Raw genomic sequence first — 16,168 nt, forward strand, 5'->3', positions numbered from 1 at the left:
GGACCCGAAGCAGCGCGCCGAGAATGGACCCATGACTTCACCCTGGACCACACGCCCGGAGACCGGCTCCGACATCGCCGCCGTCCGCGAGATCGTCCTCGGCGCGTTCGAGACGCCACTGGAGGCCGACCTGGTGGACGCCCTGCGGACCGACGACGCGTGGATCGAGGGCCTCTCGTACGTCAGCACAGACACCGCCGACACCGCCGTCGGCTACGCCCTGCTGACCCGCTGCCACATCGACGACGTACCGGCCCTGTGCCTGGCCCCCGTCGCCGTACACCCCGCCCACCAGCGAACCGGCGCGGGCGGCGCGGCGATCCGGGCGGTCCTGGACGCGGCGCGGGAGCGGGGCGAACGCTTCGTCACCGTGCTCGGCCACCCCGACTACTACCCGCGCTTCGGCTTCGACCGAGCCTCCGCCCACGGCATCGGCGTCACCTTCGACGTCCCGGACGAGGCCCTGATGACCCTCGCCCTGACCACCGATCCGCTGCCGACCGGCACGATCCGCTACGCCAAGCCGTTCGGAATCTGACGACCGCGTCCCCCCGCACCGGCAGGTGAGGTCGGGCACCGTGCCGGCCAATAGCTTCCGCGAAGCGGCTGGGCCGGACCCGACCCGAAACGCCCCCGATCCCCGAGACCGACGTCACTCCCCAGCGGAAACGATCAGGACACAGACGGCGCACGTTTTACCCCACTGCTCCCCCAAATACCCACCCCAGCGGGCAGGTTCCGCCTGGCGAACCCGCCAGCCCCACCGATACCGTCAGTGCTCTCACCTGCATCTGTATCTCACGGGGAGTCCACTGTGAAGCGCCGCTCTTTGCCCGTTGCTGCCGCGTTCGCCGCGACGGCGGCCCTGCTGCTGACAGCGTGCGGCAGCGAGGACGACAACTCCAGCGGCAACGACAAGATCGCTGGAGCCGAGCAGGGGACGGAAAAGCCGACGAAGTCGGCACAGCCCTCCGGAGCACCGGCGGAGAACAAGCCGGACGGCGTGGACGTCTCCCTGCCGAAGGACATGAACCTGGTCTTCGACTGGGCCGAGCCGGAGGACGAGAACGAGGCAGCGGCGATGGAGGACGCGGCGAACTACGTCCGCGCCATCTACCACGGCGTCGACCAGCGCACGTCCGACGTCGCCGCGGTGACCGCCTACTCCACGGGCGGCGGACTGAGCTACGCGAAGACGCAGATCGACGACAGGGTGGACGGAGGCTGGACGGCCACCGGAACTCGACGCCACTACCAGGCCACCACCAGGTCCGCCTCGAACGGCACCTCGGCGGAGGTCGCGTTCTGCGTGGACTCCAGCAAGTTCTACGGCAAAGAGGTCAAGACCGGGAAGCTTCTGAAGAGCGAGCCCAGCATCGCGGACTACGACCACTTCAAGATCATCATGGTCAAGGTCCCCACAGGTGACGGGCTGTGGCAAGCATCGAAGGTGTTCGTGGAGACGAAGGCGGAGAAGTGCCGGTGAACTGGGCGCGAGGTACGGCACTCGGCGCCTGCGTAACTGGCCTGACACTGACCCTCGGCATCACCACGTTCACGGCACCCGCCCACTCGGCAGAACCGTCGAGCAACGGCAACGGAGCCGACACCAAACAAGAGGGCGGCAGCGACAAGAACGGCATCTACGCCGCAGCACAGATCACGTACTCCGGCTCCGTGGCCAAGAACGGCGGCACCGGCAACATGACGCCCACCGACGTCAACTGGACGCCACCGCCCTGCTGGTACGCCCCCTACCTCGGCGCCAAGGACTTCAAGAAAAGGATGTCCAAGGACATCCAGGGCCAGATGAACGCCCCCGGCATGGGCGGCCACGCAGGCGCCGCGCTCAGCGAATTGCAGCGCCACTACGAGGACGAATACGGCTGGACCAACACCCCGGGCTACAAGGACTACAACGTCGAGAACGACGGCAAGGGCATGTTCTGGGCCGCCGTGGAGAACCCGAACGAACCGGACCTGCTCAAGCGCAGCTCATGCAACGACCTCCCCTTCTGGGTCGAGACCGGCGAGACCCCGCCACCCCAGTACGAACAGGCGATCACCCCGCAGATCCTCGCAGCCCTCGCCTACCAGCACATGCAACTGCCCGACACCGAAGTCGCCCTCGCCCCCAAGGCGGTCACCAAGGTGAACCTGCCGACCTGGGCCTGGCTCGACAAGACCGTCTTCAACGAGATCCAGGCCACGGCCGCCATCAACGCCCCCGGTGTCAACCTCCAAGCCACGACCACGGCAAAGCCGGTGGCCCTGAAGCTGCAGCCGGGCACGGCAGACGCCGAGACCTACCCCGCATCGGGCGAGTGCGCCATCAACACCGACGGCTCCATCGGCGAGCCGTACGCCAAGGGCAAGGCCGACGAAACCCCGCCCTGCGGCCTGATGTACCTCCGCTCCTCCGGCAACGGCACCTACAACCTCCAGGCCACCATCACTTGGCAAATCACCTGGACAGGCACAGGAGGCACCGGCGGCAACCTCCCGAACGGCACCTTCGGCAACAACCAGGCCGTCACGGTCCAGGAAATCCAGGCCATCAACCGCTGAAGCGCGGCCACGGCGAAAAGGGCCGAGCAGGATCTGCTGACGGCCCCTCCCCGTCGTATCAGTGCCCGGCCGCCCGCAGCTCCGCCACGAGGCGGGCCGTTACGGGCACGGCGACCCCGTGCCGGTCCGCCGCCCGGAGCAGCGCCCCGCCGATGGCGTCCAGTTCCAGCGGACGACCGGACTCGGCGTCCCGCTGCATGGACGACTTGGTGGCGGCCGGAAAGGCGTCGTACCGCCCGAGGGCCTGCGCGGGATCGGCGGGCCCCCCGCACGCCCGGCTCACGGCCCCGGCCTCCTCGACGAGCGCGATCAGCTCTTCCCGGTACCGCGTACGCACCTCACCCAGCGGAAGCCGGTATCGGGTGGTGAGCAGGGCGAGCGGCGCGAGGAAGGCCATCTTCGCCCACAGTGCGGCGGACTCGTCCTCGAGCACCCGGGTTGTGGGCCCGGCAGCCCTCAGCACGCCGGCCAACCCGTCCAGCCGCTCCCGCGACACGAGATCCCCACTGAGATCGATCTCGGCGAACGGACTGCCGTGCTCGATGACGCCCGGAGCGACCCGCGTCGACTCCACTCGGATGACACCGGGAGCGACCAGCTCCGGCCGATGGTGGGCCCGCAGCACGGCGGGATGCTCCACCCCATTGAGAAACGGTACGAGGAGCGCGTCGCCCAGAGCCTCGGCCGGGACCCGCTCCAGGGCCGCGTCGAGGGAGGTGTGCTTGACGGCGACGACACAGGCGTCCACGGGCTCGCGCAGCACGGTGTCCGCCTCGACGGGGGCCCGGAAGTCCCTGTACAGCCCGCTGCGCACCTGAATCCCGGTTTCCCGCAGCGTGCCGACGGTCTCATCGCCGGCCAGACAAATGACCCGGTGCCCGGCCCGGGACAGCAGCGCACCGAGCAGGCCCCCGATTCCGCCGGGCCCGAGTATCGCGACGGTGAAGTCGGTCATGGGAGTACATCCCTTCGTCGGTCGGCCCCATCGGTCGGTGGCCGCCTCTTCGCGATCATGGCAGACCCCGCCCACGCGCGGAGGCGCATTGTCAGTGCCGGGAGTCAGACTGGACACATGTGCCGCAGCATCAAGACCCTCCGCCCTCCGGTCCTCCCCGAAGAGGCCACCGAGGAAGACATCAGAGCCGCCGCCCTCCAGTACGTCCGCAAGGTCTCCGGCTTCAGAACCCCGGCCGCCCACAACAGGGAGGTCTTCGACCGAGCGGTGGACGCCATCGCTGAAGCCACAGCGGCCCTCCTGGCAGACCTGGAAGTCCGAGGCCACCCGGCGACCCGCAAGTCGGCCTGAACGCAAAAGGCCCCGGCCACAAGGACCGGGACCTCTCACTCATCAAGGTGGGCGCGGACGGTTTCGAACCGCCGACATTCTGCTTGTAAGGCAGACGCTCTACCCCTGAGCTACGCACCCTGGATGAGTCGACAGCGTACCTTGCCCGGGGCACTGCCCCGCAAACCCGGGGGTTAACCCCACCCGAAACCCGGGAGTGGTCCGGATCCCCCTGGGGGACTGGGGTGCATACCGTCGGGAGGGCTTGGGGAAGGTCCGTTTCCAGTGGTGGGGGAGATCGTCGTGGGTCGTCGGGTTGCTGTTGTGGGTGGGGTCGTGGCGCTGGTCGTCGGGGGGCTCGCGGGGTGTGGGGCTTCCGCGGGGGACGACAAGGAGCCCGAGCAGCGGAGTTTTGGGCTGGAGGGGAGTCCGCTGGTCGTCGACTCCGATGATTCCGCGTTGGAGATCGTCGCCTCGGACGCGCATCCGGCCGGGAAGATCAAGGTGACCCGGTGGTTCGAGGGGTCCGTCGTGGTGGGCGGCGAGCCCAAGGTGACGTGGGCGATGGAGGGGGACCGGCTCACTCTGCGGTTGAAGTGTTCCGGGGTGATCGCGGACTGTTCGGCCAAGCACCGGATCGAGGTGCCGCGGGGCGTCGCCGTCGAGGTCGAGGACGGGGACGGCAGTGTGCGGGCGCGGGGGTTCGAGGAGGCGCTGAGCATCCGTACGGGTGACGGGTCCGTGCACGTCACCGACTCCAGCGGGCCGCTGCGGCTGCGCACCGGGGACGGCTCCGTGCGGGCCGAGGTCGATTCGCGTGAGGTGCACACGCAGACCGGGGACGGGTCGGTGAAGCTCGAACTGGGGGCCGTGCCCGACCTGGTGGAGTCCCGCAGCGGGGACGGTTCCGTGACGATCGAGGTGCCCCGGGCCACGTACCGGGTGACGGCCGAGACCGGTGACGGCGGGGTGGATGTCGACGTACCGCGGGACGAGCGCAGCGCGCATGTGGTGAGCGCGCGGACCGGGGACGGGAAAGTCACGGTGCGAACCGTGAACTAACCGGCCCGTGTGTTCGTCCTTAACCGGTGGGAGAATGACAGCTCCGGGCAGGGCGGACCACAGCACGGGAGAGGGATGTGACGGCGACACCTTCGCAGCCGTACTCGCCGTTGGTGCCGCGTGCACCCCGTCCCGTGCGGCAGGCGCTCGTGGACACCGTCGCCCTGCTCGCCCTGCCGCTGGCCGCGGCGCTCGTGCTGCCCGCCGCGTTCGCCGGCGGCGGCACCCGGCGCTGGTTCGGCGGGCGCGCGGAGAATCAGCGGGCCGAGGCGCAGGCCGCGAAGGACGCCGCCGCGGCGGCCTTCTACGAACTCGACACGGCTCAGCGTGATCTGCGGATCTCCATCGAGACCATCACGGCTGTCGACGACTCCCCCGCCGCGCGTCGCGCGGTCACCGACTTCGAGGCGATCAGCGGACGTATCGACGCGGCCAGCCAGCAGTACATCGAGGCCGTCGACGCCCATGACCTGGACCGGGACGATCTGGAGTCCTCGGTCGCCGGGCAGGCGCGCAACGCGCTGACCCGGGCCAAGGAGGAGCTGGTCCGGGTCAAGGGGGAGCTGGACCGTTTTGAAGACGGGCTGGGGCCGCTGCTGGGGAAGGCGGAGACGCAGCTGGCCCGGCTGGTGCCCGCGGTGGAGCGGGCCCGGCAGGGGCTGCTGGCCGCGTCCAACGCGCTGGACGCCGTACGGTCGTCCGGGCTGGCGGCGGACGACCTCGCGGCCCGGCTGGCGGCGCTGGCGCCTGAGCTGACCAAGCTGAACCAGGGTGCCGGGCAGCATGGCGTGCCGCAGACGCTGGAGCGGGCCGAGCGGGTGGCCCGGGAGGCCGAGGCGGTGCGGGTGGAGGCCGACCGGCTGCCGGAGCGGGCGGCCGAGATCGATCACCGGCTGGTGTCGCTGCGGACGCGGGCGCAGGCGCTGACGACCCGTTCCGGGCAGGTGGAGCCGGTGCTGAGCGAGCTGCGGCGGCGGTTCACGGTCGCCTGCTGGCAGGACCTCCAGGGCGTGCCGGACCAGGCCGTGGAGAATGTCCGGCAGGCCGAGCTGAAGCTGAAGGAGGCGCAGGCCGCGCGGGACGAGCAGCGGTGGCCGGATGCGACGGCGCTGCTGTCCACGGCCCGGGCGCTGCTGAACTCGACGGACGAGTCCGTGTCGGCCGCGGGTGACCGGCTGCGGCGGCTGAACGCCGTGCAGAAGGATCCGCGGGCGGAGATCGAGCGCACGCGGTTCGCGATCCGGGACGCGCAGCGGCTGGCGATGGCCGGTCGCCATACGCCGGATCCGCGGCATGCCCGGCCGCTGGACGACTCGGTGGCCCGGCTGGAGCGGGCCATCGGCACGCTGGAGGGGCGGCACCCCGACTACTGGCACTTCCTGACGGAGCTGGAGGGGGTGCGGCAGACGGTGGCCCGGGTGGTGGCGCAGATCCGTGAGGAGCGGGGCGGCTCGGCCGGTTAGCCGTGCGGTCGTACGCCTCGCTGTGACCTCAGCCCGGTCCTCTGTCCGTATGCCTCGCTATGACTTCAGCCCGGTCCTGCGTTCGTACGCCTCGCTGTGACTTCGGCCCGGTCCGCCCTCCGTATGCCTCGCCATGCGCCCGGCCGGTTAGCCTGTTCGTATGCCTCGCTATGAGTATCGGTGCCGGTCCTGCGGTGACACCTTCGAGCTGAGCCGGCCGATGGCCGAGTCCTCCGATCCCGCGGAGTGTCCCGCGGGGCATGGGGACACGGTGAAGCTGCTGTCGACGGTGGCGGTCGGCGGGACGACGAGCGCCCCCGCACCCCGGGCAAGCGGGGGCGGAGGCGGGGGCTGCTGCGGCGGAGGCTGCTGCAGCTGACATGAGCCGATGGCCGGGCTACCTCGGCATCTGTGACTCCCGCAGGAGCTCCCTGAGGATCCGCTCCCCGGCCAGCACTCCCCGCTCCGGCAGGGCGGAGATCGTGGGTGCCGTCCAGCCCGCGTCGGCGAGTTCGCCGTGCCCGGGGCGCCAGCCCTTGTCCGCGGCGAGGAGCAGGTCCGCGTCGAGGAGGGAGTCACCGGCCGCGAGGGTGAGGTCCGCGCCGGTGCGTCGCGCCAGTTCGTTCATGGCCGCGCTCTTGGTCAGCGGTTTGGGTACGGCGTAGAGCTTGCGGCCCTGGAGCGAGACGGTCCAGCCGCGGTTCTCGGCCCAGACGGCGAGTTCCTTGACCCAGTCGTCGGGCAGCAGTTCCCGTTCCACGACCAGGTAGGCGAAGAGGTCCTCGGCGACCCGGTGCTTGCGTACCCACAGCGGGTCGGCCGTCGCCATCAGGTGGTCGCGGACCTCGTCGAGAGTGGCGCACTCGTCCGCGAGCCGGGCGTTGACCCGTGCCTGCCACTCGGGGTCGGAGACGCCGTCCACCAGGAGGTGGCCGCCGTTGGCACAGATCGCGTACTTGGAGGGCGGGCCGGGGAGGTTGATGCGCTGGTACTGCTTGCGGGTGCGGGTGGTGGTGGGGACGAAGAGGGCCGCGTCGCCGAGTTCCGCCAGCAGCTGCGAGGCGGTTTCGGTCATGTAGGACAGCGGCTTGCTCTCGTGCACCTCCACGCACAGCAGCCGGGGTGCCCGCGCGTCCGGCATGGTCAGGGCGAGGGCCGCCGAGGAGTAGATGAGGGTACGGTCCAGATCGCTCGCCACCAGCACCGGCATCAGAGGGTCACCGCCTTGCCGTCGGCGCCGGTCGCGCCGCGCGTGTACTTGGGGTGGATCAACCCTACGCAGGTGTACGGCAGTTCGGCGACCTCTTCCACCGGTACCCCTCTGTGTTCGGCGAGCAGGCGGACGTGGTCCAGGTCGGCGCCGGCCCCCGCTCGCGCCAGGATCTTCCACGGCACCCGGCGCAGCAGCACGCGGGTGGTCTCGCCGACGCCGGGCTTGACGAGGTTCACGTCGTGGATGCCGTACTCCTCGCTGATGCGCTCGACCGCCGCCCAGCCTTCCCAGGTGGGCGTCCGGTCGGCCGACAGCAGCTCCTTGGCCTGGGCTTCCACCGCGTCGGCGACCTCGGGGAAGCGGGCGGAGACGGCGTCCAGGAAGTGCACCGAGACGTCGGCGCCGGCGAGTTCGCGGTAGAACTTCGCGCCGTGGAAGTCGTCGGGGCCCACCAGGTCCGCGCGCAGCACGGTGCGGGAGATCAGGCCGGACACGGTGGAGTTGAGGCAGGCGGAGGGGATGAGGTAGTCCTCGCGGGTGCCGTACGTCCGTACGCAGGAGCCCGGGTCGGCCAGTACCGCGATCTCCGGGTCGAAGCCGGTGATGCCCTCGGTCGCCTCGAACTCCTCGATGGCGGCGGCCAGTTCGCGGGTGATCGCGCCCTTGCCGGTCCAGCCGTCGACGAAGACGACGTCGCGGGGGTCGTGGTGGGCGGCGAGCCAGCGCAGCGCGTTGGCGTCGATGCCGCGTCCGCGGACGATGGAGACGGCGTAGTGCGGCAGGTCCAGGCCGTGGCGGTGCTGGGCCCAGCGGCGCATCAGGACGCCGACGGGGGTGCCGGCGCGGGCCAGCGAGACCAGCACCGGGCGCGGGGAGCGTTCGGCGAGCACGACCTCGGTGACCGCGCCGACCGCCTGGGCGAGCCGGGCCGCGGACTCCTCGAGTGCCGTCCGGAACAGCTCCTGGTACTGCTCGCTCGGCTGGTACTCGACCGGGAGGGACTCCGCGTAGTGGGCGCCGCCGCTCTGGATGGCCTCCTCGCGTTCCTCGGTCGGTGCCTCCAGGGTCACGTCGGACAGGTCCTGGAGCAGCCAGCCGACCTCCTCGGGGGCGTACGAGGAGAAGGCGGGGCCGCGGAGGGGCTCGGGCAGCATCGAGGGCCTTTCGGGTACGTACGAGGGGACGACCGCGAGGAGGACCTGCGGGGTGTGCGCGGTGAGCTGCGCGAGCAGGCCGTCGGGGGCGTGCAGGTGCGGGGTGTCGGCCGTCGAGTCCACCACGGCGATGACGGCGTCGAAGCCGGCGCCGGCGACGTTGTAGGCGTAGCGCTCGCCGGGGCCGTCGGCCGGGTTGTCGTGGGCGGGGAAGGCGAGGCGGCTGCGGATGGCGTAGCCGGGGTCGTCGACGGCGAGGACGGGTGAGCGGGTGGTGGTGGAGTAGCTGACGTCGGCGTCGGTGATCCGCTCCAGTTCGCCGGCGAGGCGGAGAGGGGCGTACATCAGCTCTTCGAAGCCGAGGATGTGCACGCGGTGCGCGTTGTCGGGCAGTGCCTCGGCGAGCCTGGCGGCCATCTCCGGCAGCGCGTTTTCCAGGCGTATTCGGTGGGCGGGGGTGAAGCCGTGCCGTCCGCCGTCGGGGAGGCCGGGGGGCCAGTGCAGATCGACTCGCTCGACTGCCGGCCGCGGGGCGGTGGGGGCCGGCCGCGCCCCCTCCTCGTACCGGGTGACGAGCTCCTGGCCCTTCTCCAGCACTCCCTCCGGCAGCCGCACCGTCCCCGATGCCGCCGCCACCAGGTCCACCCGCGCACCGATCTCGCGCGCGAACTCCTCCAGCCGCCCGGCATCCGCCGCCGACCGCATGTCGACCAGCGCCACCACCACGTACCGCCGCCGCGGGTACCGCGTATGAAGATCCCGCACGGTGTTCAACACCGTGTTCCCCGTGGAGAACTCGTCGTCGACCAGGACCAGCGGGCCGTCGCCGGCCAGCAGGACCGGGTTCTCGGGCAGGAGCAGGTGCGAGGTGGCGTGCGAGTGGGACTCCTCGAAGCCGCCCGCCGGGGTGATCCCCGGGACCGGGCGGCGGGTGGAGTGGAGGTACGGCGCGAGGCCGATGCCGTCGGCCACCGAGTGCCCCAGGCCGGTCGCGGTCTCCGCGTAGCCGAGGACGACCGCGGCGGCCGCCTCCTCGTCGCCCAGCAGGTCTCGCACCCGGCGTCCGAGGGCGACGCCGTGGCCGTGGACCACGGCCGGTGACTGCGGTACGTGCTTGCCGAGCACCTGGGAGACGAGCAGATGCGCCCGCTTGGGGTTGCGGCGCAGCGCGAGTCCCAGCAGCTCCTTCAGCGCGTCGTCGCCCTCCAGTTCGACCCCGAGCCGCTGGGCGACCCAGGTGCCGGACCAGACCCCGTTGTTCACTGCCTTGTTCATGCGTCCCTTGGTTTGTCAGGTGTCAGCCGGGGATTCCGGCGGCGAGCAGCTCGACGAAGCCGACGTCCTCGTTGGCGACCCCGAAGACCTCGGCGCGCAGCAGGGTCCGCTCGGCCCAGGCGCGGTGCGGCTTCACCTCGTTCATCTTGTTCGTGTACGCCGAGCGCAGCACGCCCCCGCCGCCGCGCTCGGGCCGCAGGATGTCCTGCGCGTCGCTGTACTCCTCGTGGCTGACCACGGACAGCGCGTGCACGGGCAGGACGTGGGAGGGGTGGATGCAGGTCTTGCCGGTGAGGCCGTTGGCCTGGTCGAGGGCGATCTCGCGGAGCAGGCCGTCCATGGCGTGCTCGATGAGGGCGGCGCGCAGTTCCTCGGCCTGGCCGTCCAGGAAGGGGCTGCGCCGCAGCTGGGGCTTGAACATACGTTCCTGCACGCGGAAGTACTCCCACACCGGGCCGGTCACGGTGAAGCCGGTGCCGTCGGCGCGGCCGAGCATGTTGACCACGTCGGAGATGACGGAGGCGACGATCTGGACGTCGTACGCCGTCATGTCGGGAGCCCGGCGCAGACCGTAGGAGGAGCAGAAGTCGGTCACGCCGAGGCGCAGCGCGAGCACCCTCTCACGATACTTGTCGACCGCTCGGGAGATCCCCTCCAGCGTCTCCCCCCGGGACTCGCGGAAGAGCAGCTCGGGGGACTCCAGCACGGGCATGGCGAACAGCCGCCGCCCGCTCGCCGCCTCGGCGCTCGCCAGCGCCTCCAGGAAGGGGATGCCGCGTTCCTCGGTGAATTTCGGCAGGACGAACCCGGACAGCAGCCGTACGGCGGGGCCGAGGCGTCGTACCAGGTCGGGGATCTGTTCGGGGGCCCGGACCCGGATGAACAGCAGCGGCAGGCCGGCCTGCTCGTGGGCCGCGAGGTCGGTGAACTGCCGGACGAGGTTCTCCTCGCCCGCCGCGACGTCCTCGTCGCCGATCGAGTCCTCCAGGCACAGCACCATCGAGACCACGCCGCGCGCCGCCTGCTTGCGGATGTCGTCGGCGAGGCGGGGCCGGGTGGCCGGGCTGTACAGCGTGGCGCCCAGGGCCGTGGCGAGCAGCCGGGCGGAGGAGTCGGAGTCGAACTCGCACGGCTCCCGGTGGAAGAGACGCTTCCGCACCGCAGGGGCGATGTGCCCGAAATGACGCATATAACTCCCCCGTGGCGGCTGTGCCCCTGTGATGTTCGCAGGTGGCCGGTAATAGTACGTAGATTCCTGTGTCAGGGGTTCCCGGTGGGCATGAACTCCTGGTAACGCGAGTGCGCACACCCACCAGCTGATCATGTACCCCGCGTTGTCGTGATCACTACCGAGAGGGCAGGATGACCGCATGACGCACGCGATGCTGAAGGGGTCGAACGTCCCGCTCGAAGCCACGACCGTACGTGCCGTGCTCCGCTGGACGCCCGGGCAGGGGGTCCCGGATGTCGATGCCTCGGCACTGCTCCTCGGCCCCGACGGCAGGGTGCGGTCCGACGAGGATTTCGTCTTCTACAACCAGCCCCGCCACCCTTCCGGCAAGGTCTGGCGGCTCGGCAAGAAGCGGGTCGCCGAGGGCCTCACCGACACGATCCAGACAGATCTGTCCGGTGTCGAGCCCGGCGTCAGCCAGATTTACCTGGTCGCTTCGGCCGACGGTGCCACGTTCGACCGCGTACGGTCGCTGCGCATCCTGCTGTACGACGCTTCGGTGGCCGACGGCGAGCCGCTGCTGCACTTCGACATCAAGCCGGAGACGGGCGAGGAGACGGCCCTGATCTGCGGTGAGCTGTACCGCCGCGGCGAGGGCTGGAAGTTCCGCGCCCTGGGCGAGGGGTACTCCAACGGCCTGGAGGGCCTGGCCACGGATTTCGGCATCTCGGTGGAGGAGGCGGAGCAGGCGGCCGCGCAGGAGCCGCCGGAGGAGCCGAGGTCCCAGCCGCTGCCCCCCGAGCAGCCGACCACGGCCGTCCCCCCGCAGCCGTCGTACGGCTACCCCCAGTCCCCGCCCCCGGCCCGGTCGGCGTACGGCTATCCCCAGTACGGCTATCCGCCGCCGGTGACCCCGGCCCCGGTCCCGGCGGGAGAGTTCCGCCTCCCGCCGCAGGGCCCGCAGTTCGTCGGACGGTAGGGAAGCACCCCGTCAGGGGCGCGGGGAACCGCGCGACCAGGCACGGACGACCCGCGGCCGGGCGTTCACCGCCCCGACTTCGCCTTGTAGCCCCGCCCCCACTGCAATCCCCACCCGTACAGCCGGTCCAGCTCGCCCTGGAATCCGTAGACGAACTTGACCTCACGGCGGACGAGGATCTCGCCCTTCACGTTCTCGATCATCACCACCGCGCAGGACCGGGCCTGCGGCTGCCGCTCGTCGAGGCCGATCTCGATCCGGGGCCCGTTGCTCGGGTAGAGCGTGACCATGGCCTGGGTCCGGTCGAACGCCGGCGTCTGGTCGTAGATGTAGACGAAGACCAGCAGGCGTTTGATGCTCTCGCGCTGATCGAGGTTGACGTACATCGTCTCTCCGGACCCCGACCCGAACCGGTCGTCCCCGCTGAGCTTGACGTACGGCGGCGCGTTGACGTCTCCCAGGAACCCGCCCAGCGGCTGGACCACGCCCTTGGTCCCGTCGGTCAGCTCGTACAGGCACCCGAGGTCCAGGTCGACGTTGACCATGCTCTGGCTGTGCCCCACGACCTCCGGCGGCTTGAGCGCCTTGAACGGATGCCGCAGCAGGCTCTCCCGCTGCGGCCCGCCTATGTCGGAGCTGCGCATCCGCCAGGCCAGGTTGATGCGCAGATGACCGTTGGCCGCGTCCTGCTTGGTGAGGGAGACCTGACTGTGCCGCTTGGTCAGCTCGATCGCGTTGGACGACGCACTGCCCGAGTCGAACTGGGCAGAGCCTCCGCTCCGGAGCCACCCGTCGAACAAGCCCATTCCCGCCCCCATAGTGCTGTGGACAATCCGACGGGGCGGCCGGAGACCCGGCCGCCCCGCTCAGAAGCGTTCCCTCACGAGGAGGTCGGTCACACCCCGGACGAGACCTCAGTCTTGTCCGGGTCGGAGGCTTTTCCCTCGGCCGCCAGCGCGCGGTTCCGGCGCACCGAGGAGATGAAGGACCAGCCGATCAGGACGACACCGATACCGCCGGTGATGAGCTCGCTGATCTCGTACTGGATGGTGATCAGCAGGATCACGGCGAGGGCGCCGATGGCGTAGTGCGCGCCGTGCTCCAGGTAGACGTAGTCGTCGAGGGTGCCCTGGCGGACCAGGTAGACCGTGAGCGAACGGACGTACATCGCGCCGATGCCCAGACCCAGCGCCATCAGCACGATGTCGTTGGTGATGGCGAAGGCGCCGATCACGCCGTCGAAGGAGAAGGACGCGTCCAGGACCTCGAGGTAGAGGAACATGAAGAACGCGGCCTTGCCGGCCATGGCCACCGCCGAGCGGGGCTTGCCCTCGCGGGCGGCCGCCTCCTCCGCCTCGTGCTCGCGCTCCTCCTCTTCCTCCAGCTTGTTCTCGAAGTAGCCGGAGAGACCGCCGACGACCATGTACGTGATCAGGCCGCCGATGCCGGAGAGGAGAACCGTCTCTGCCTTGTTCTCGGGGCCCGCGTGCAGATGGGCGTGGGTGGCGAAGGTCATGGCGGTGCCCAGCAGCACCGCAAGCGCGACGCAGACCGACAGCATGTCGACCTTGCCGAGCTTGGACAGCGGGCGCTCCAGCCAGCCCAGCCACTTGATGTCACGGTCCTCGAAGATGAAGTCGAGGAAGATCATCAGCAGGAACATGCCACCGAAGGCCGCGATCGCCGGGTGGGCGTCGGTGACGAGCTGCTCGTAACGGTCCTTGTCGGTCAGAGCGAGGTCGACGGCCTCGATCGGACCCATCGACGCGCTGATGGCGACGATGACGACAGGGAAGACCAGTCGCATACCGAAGACGGCGATCAGGATGCCGATGGTGAGGAAGATCTTCTGCCAGAAGGCATTCATCTTCTTCAGGATTCCGGCGTTGACCACCGCGTTGTCGAAGGACAGCGAGATCTCTAGCACGGAGAGGATCGCCACGATGCCGAAGGCGGTCCACCCCCCGAAGAGGACCGCTGCGACGAGGCCGAGCGCGGTGACCGCGAACGACCAGCCGAAGGTTTTCAGAACCACTGGCTACCCAATCCTGTATGTACGGGTCTCCCCCGCTGCCGTACTCGGCTTTACGAACTTTTGAAGCCGCAGTCTAGTCGGCGCCCCCTGGTACCCCACGCGGCCCCGGCTTTTGCTCATATCGCGTTACGAGACGTTGACCCCGAAGTCCAGGGCGATGCCCCGCAGCCCCGAGGCGTATCCCTGGCCCACCGCCCGGAACTTCCATTCGCCCTGGTAGCGGTAGACCTCGCCGAAGATCATCGCCGTCTCGGTGGAGGCGTCCTCGCTGAGGTCGTACCGGGCGAGCTCCTGACCGTCGGCCTGGTTCACCACCCGGATGAAGGCGTTGCTCACCTGCCCGAAGGTCTGGCCCCGCTCGTCCGCCATGTGGATGGAGACCGGAAAGACGATCTTGTCACACTGTGCGGGCACCTTGGAAAGGTCGATCACCAGCGACTCGTCGTCGCCGTCACCCTCACCGGTGAGGTTGTCACCGGTGTGCTCCACGGACCCGTCCGGGCTCTTGAGCTGGTTGTAGAACACGAACCACTCGTCGCCCATCACCCGTCCGCCGGTGCACATCAGCGCGCTGGCGTCCAGGTCGAAGGGGGCTCCGGTGGTGGAGCGCGCGTCCCAGCCGAGCCCGATCTTCACCTGGGTGAGGTTCGGTGCGGCCTTGGACAGGGAGACATTGCCCCCCTTGGCAAGCGTGACGCCCATGATGCTTCCTCCCCAGGTCAAGCTTCTTTGGTTGTTTCCCTGCGCGTCCGGCGCCGCACGCAAACCGTGCGGCGCCGGGCGGTTGGAGCGCGATCGGTGCTTGGCTCAGACGTTCACGCCGAAGTCCTGCGCGATGCCGCGCAGGCCCGAGGCGTAGCCCTGGCCGATGGCGCGGAACTTCCACTCCGCGCCGTGGCGGTAGAGCTCACCGAAGACCATGGCGGTCTCGGTGGAGGCGTCCTCGCTGAGGTCGTAGCGGGCGATCTCGGCGCCGCCGGCCTGGTTGGCGACGCGGATGAACGCGTTGCGCACCTGGCCGAAGGACTGCTGGCGGTTCTCGGCGTCGTAGATCGACACCGGGAAGACGATCTTCTCGACGTCGGCCGGGACGTTCGCCAGGTCGACCTTGATCTGCTCGTCGTCGCCCTCGCCCTCACCGGTGAGGTTGTCACCGGTGTGCTCGACCGAGCCGTCGGGGCTCTTGAGGTTGTTGAAGAAGATGAAGTGCGCGTCGCTCGCGACCTTGCCGGACGAGTTCAGCAGCAGCGCGCTGGCGTCCAGGTCGAAGTCGGTGCCGGTCGTGGTGCGGATGTCCCACCCCAGACCGACGATGACCGCGGTGAGGCCGGGGGCCTCCTTGGTCAGCGATACGTTGCCGCCCTTGCTGAGGCTGACTCCCACGAGTCCTCCATTGGTGTCCAGGGGCGGGGAGCCCCGCCATGCGTTTGGTACCGGATCAACGAGTCGATCCTAGTAAGGGGTTCCCGTGGGCCGCAGGCCCTGGGGCCCACGAATCACAGGGTGTCGAGCGCCTTGACGTAGTCGTTCAGGTCACGGGCGTCCGGCAGGCCGTTGACGACGGTCCAGCGGACCACGCCCTCCTTGTCGATGACGAAGGTGCCGCGCACCGCGCAGCCCTTGTCCTCCGCGAAGACGCCGTAGGCACGGGACACCTCGCCGTGCGGCCAGAAGTCGCTGAGCAGGGGGTACTCGAAGCCCTCCTGCTCGGCGAAGACGCGCAGGGTGGGGACCGAGTCGTTGGAGACGGCGAGCAGCTGGGTGTCGCGGTCGGCGAACTTCGGCAGGTTGTCCCGCAGCTCGCACAGCTCGCCGGTGCACACGCCGGTGAAGGCGAACGGGTAGAAGAGCAGCACCACGTTCTGGTGACCGCGGAAGTCGGACAGCCGCACGGCGCGGCCGTGGTTGTCCTTGAGTTCGAAGTCGGGGGCCTTTTCGCCGACCTGGAGGGCCATGTCCGGCT

The 16,168-nt window shown here is 69.8% G+C and carries 17 protein-coding genes and 1 tRNA gene; 8 read left to right on the top strand and 10 right to left on the bottom strand.

Going from position 1 to position 16,168, the window contains the following annotated elements; translation table 11 throughout:
• Positions 1–31 precede the first annotated feature (31 nt).
• The 3 genes from ACWD11_RS07080 to ACWD11_RS07090 all read left to right on the top strand — a co-directional run bounded on the left by ACWD11_RS07080 (position 32) and on the right by ACWD11_RS07090 (position 2,568).
• Positions 32–538, top strand: a complete 507-nt coding sequence (locus tag ACWD11_RS07080; RefSeq protein ID WP_451281748.1) for a GNAT family N-acetyltransferase — start codon at positions 32–34, stop codon at positions 536–538.
• Positions 539–814: 276 nt separating this feature from the next.
• Complete coding sequence (locus tag ACWD11_RS07085; RefSeq protein WP_451281750.1) at positions 815–1,486, top strand: hypothetical protein; 672 nt, start codon at positions 815–817, stop codon at positions 1,484–1,486.
• Complete coding sequence (locus ACWD11_RS07090) at positions 1,483–2,568, top strand: hypothetical protein (RefSeq protein ID WP_451281752.1); 1,086 nt, start codon at positions 1,483–1,485, stop codon at positions 2,566–2,568. Before ACWD11_RS07085 ends, ACWD11_RS07090 begins: the two co-directional genes overlap by 4 nt.
• 58 nt (positions 2,569–2,626) lie before the next feature.
• On the opposite strand, the gene ACWD11_RS07095 is transcribed toward ACWD11_RS07090, so the two are convergent.
• Positions 2,627–3,523 carry a ketopantoate reductase family protein gene (locus ACWD11_RS07095; RefSeq protein WP_451281754.1) on the bottom strand — a complete coding sequence of 299 codons (897 nt, stop codon included), beginning with the start codon at positions 3,521–3,523 and terminating at the stop codon, positions 2,627–2,629.
• Positions 3,524–3,640: 117 nt separating this feature from the next.
• On the opposite strand from ACWD11_RS07095, the gene ACWD11_RS07100 reads away from it, so the two are divergent.
• Positions 3,641–3,874: a DUF2277 domain-containing protein gene (locus tag ACWD11_RS07100; RefSeq protein WP_451281756.1), complete on the top strand. Its 234-nt coding sequence runs from the start codon at positions 3,641–3,643 to the stop codon at positions 3,872–3,874.
• 48 nt (positions 3,875–3,922) lie between these two features.
• Here the strand turns inward: ACWD11_RS07100 and ACWD11_RS07105 are convergent.
• Positions 3,923–3,994 (bottom strand) — tRNA-Val (locus ACWD11_RS07105).
• A 195-nt stretch (positions 3,995–4,189) separates the two neighbouring features.
• Between ACWD11_RS07105 and ACWD11_RS07110 the strand changes: the two genes are divergently transcribed.
• The 3 genes from ACWD11_RS07110 (at position 4,190) to ACWD11_RS07120 (ending at position 6,757) form a co-directional block, all read left to right on the top strand.
• The gene (locus ACWD11_RS07110) at positions 4,190–4,915 is read left to right on the top strand and encodes a DUF4097 family beta strand repeat-containing protein (RefSeq protein WP_451281757.1); all 726 of its coding nucleotides are present in this window, start codon (positions 4,190–4,192) and stop codon (positions 4,913–4,915) included.
• Between the two features lie 77 nt (positions 4,916–4,992).
• A complete protein-coding gene (locus tag ACWD11_RS07115; RefSeq protein WP_389416273.1) occupies positions 4,993–6,378 on the top strand; it encodes a hypothetical protein in 1,386 nt (461 codons plus the stop codon).
• 160 nt (positions 6,379–6,538) lie between these two features.
• Complete coding sequence (locus ACWD11_RS07120; RefSeq protein WP_389416272.1) at positions 6,539–6,757, top strand: FmdB family zinc ribbon protein; 219 nt, start codon at positions 6,539–6,541, stop codon at positions 6,755–6,757.
• 18 nt (positions 6,758–6,775) lie between these two features.
• On the opposite strand, the gene ACWD11_RS07125 is transcribed toward ACWD11_RS07120, so the two are convergent.
• The 3 genes from ACWD11_RS07125 to ACWD11_RS07135 are packed head-to-tail and all read right to left on the bottom strand — an operon-like array spanning position 6,776 to position 11,209.
• Positions 6,776–7,588, bottom strand: coding sequence for an HAD family hydrolase (locus ACWD11_RS07125; protein ID WP_451281759.1), 813 nt, complete (start codon positions 7,586–7,588; stop codon positions 6,776–6,778).
• Positions 7,588–10,020 (bottom strand): phosphoribosyltransferase, encoded by a 2,433-nt coding sequence (locus ACWD11_RS07130; RefSeq protein WP_451281761.1) that lies wholly within the window; start codon positions 10,018–10,020, stop codon positions 7,588–7,590. The genes ACWD11_RS07125 and ACWD11_RS07130 overlap by 1 nt, the downstream gene beginning before the upstream one ends.
• 22 nt (positions 10,021–10,042) lie before the next feature.
• Positions 10,043–11,209, bottom strand: a complete 1,167-nt coding sequence (locus ACWD11_RS07135; protein WP_451281763.1) for an HpcH/HpaI aldolase/citrate lyase family protein — start codon at positions 11,207–11,209, stop codon at positions 10,043–10,045.
• A 181-nt stretch (positions 11,210–11,390) separates the two neighbouring features.
• Here ACWD11_RS07135 and ACWD11_RS07140 point away from each other — a divergent pair, with 181 nt between their 5' ends.
• Positions 11,391–12,170: a TerD family protein gene (locus ACWD11_RS07140; RefSeq protein ID WP_389416268.1), complete on the top strand. Its 780-nt coding sequence runs from the start codon at positions 11,391–11,393 to the stop codon at positions 12,168–12,170.
• A 65-nt stretch (positions 12,171–12,235) separates the two neighbouring features.
• On the opposite strand, the gene ACWD11_RS07145 is transcribed toward ACWD11_RS07140, so the two are convergent.
• The 5 genes from ACWD11_RS07145 to ACWD11_RS07165 form a co-directional block, all read right to left on the bottom strand.
• Complete coding sequence (locus ACWD11_RS07145; protein ID WP_389416267.1) at positions 12,236–12,976, bottom strand: TerD family protein; 741 nt, start codon at positions 12,974–12,976, stop codon at positions 12,236–12,238.
• Between the two features lie 89 nt (positions 12,977–13,065).
• Positions 13,066–14,205, bottom strand: coding sequence for a DUF475 domain-containing protein (locus ACWD11_RS07150; protein ID WP_389416266.1), 1,140 nt, complete (start codon positions 14,203–14,205; stop codon positions 13,066–13,068).
• A 126-nt stretch (positions 14,206–14,331) separates the two neighbouring features.
• Positions 14,332–14,907 (bottom strand): TerD family protein, encoded by a 576-nt coding sequence (locus tag ACWD11_RS07155; protein WP_389416265.1) that lies wholly within the window; start codon positions 14,905–14,907, stop codon positions 14,332–14,334.
• Between the two features lie 105 nt (positions 14,908–15,012).
• Positions 15,013–15,588 carry a calcium homeostasis/redox stress adaptation protein gene (locus tag ACWD11_RS07160; RefSeq protein WP_250078559.1) on the bottom strand — a complete coding sequence of 192 codons (576 nt, stop codon included), beginning with the start codon at positions 15,586–15,588 and terminating at the stop codon, positions 15,013–15,015.
• A gap of 113 nt (positions 15,589–15,701) precedes the next feature.
• Positions 15,702–16,160 (bottom strand): peroxiredoxin, encoded by a 459-nt coding sequence (locus tag ACWD11_RS07165; RefSeq protein ID WP_389416264.1) that lies wholly within the window; start codon positions 16,158–16,160, stop codon positions 15,702–15,704.
• Positions 16,161–16,168: the final 8 nt, after the last annotated feature.

Source organism: Streptomyces sp. NPDC002776 (assembly GCF_053592195.1).

Coding starts and splice junctions, on each gene's coding strand:
- ACWD11_RS07080 (WP_451281748.1), top strand. CDS start 32: ATGACTTCACCCTGGACCACACGCCCGGAGACCGGCTCCGACATCGCC.
- ACWD11_RS07095 (WP_451281754.1), bottom strand. CDS start 3,523: ATGACCGACTTCACCGTCGCGATACTCGGGCCCGGCGGAATCGGGGGC.
- ACWD11_RS07100 (WP_451281756.1), top strand. CDS start 3,641: ATGTGCCGCAGCATCAAGACCCTCCGCCCTCCGGTCCTCCCCGAAGAG.
- ACWD11_RS07120 (WP_389416272.1), top strand. CDS start 6,539: ATGCCTCGCTATGAGTATCGGTGCCGGTCCTGCGGTGACACCTTCGAG.
- ACWD11_RS07125 (WP_451281759.1), bottom strand. CDS start 7,588: ATGCCGGTGCTGGTGGCGAGCGATCTGGACCGTACCCTCATCTACTCC.
- ACWD11_RS07130 (WP_451281761.1), bottom strand. CDS start 10,020: ATGAACAAGGCAGTGAACAACGGGGTCTGGTCCGGCACCTGGGTCGCC.
- ACWD11_RS07135 (WP_451281763.1), bottom strand. CDS start 11,209: ATGCGTCATTTCGGGCACATCGCCCCTGCGGTGCGGAAGCGTCTCTTC.
- ACWD11_RS07140 (WP_389416268.1), top strand. CDS start 11,391: ATGACGCACGCGATGCTGAAGGGGTCGAACGTCCCGCTCGAAGCCACG.
- ACWD11_RS07145 (WP_389416267.1), bottom strand. CDS start 12,976: ATGGGCTTGTTCGACGGGTGGCTCCGGAGCGGAGGCTCTGCCCAGTTC.
- ACWD11_RS07155 (WP_389416265.1), bottom strand. CDS start 14,907: ATGGGCGTCACGCTTGCCAAGGGGGGCAATGTCTCCCTGTCCAAGGCC.
- ACWD11_RS07165 (WP_389416264.1), bottom strand. CDS start 16,160: ATGGCCCTCCAGGTCGGCGAAAAGGCCCCCGACTTCGAACTCAAGGAC.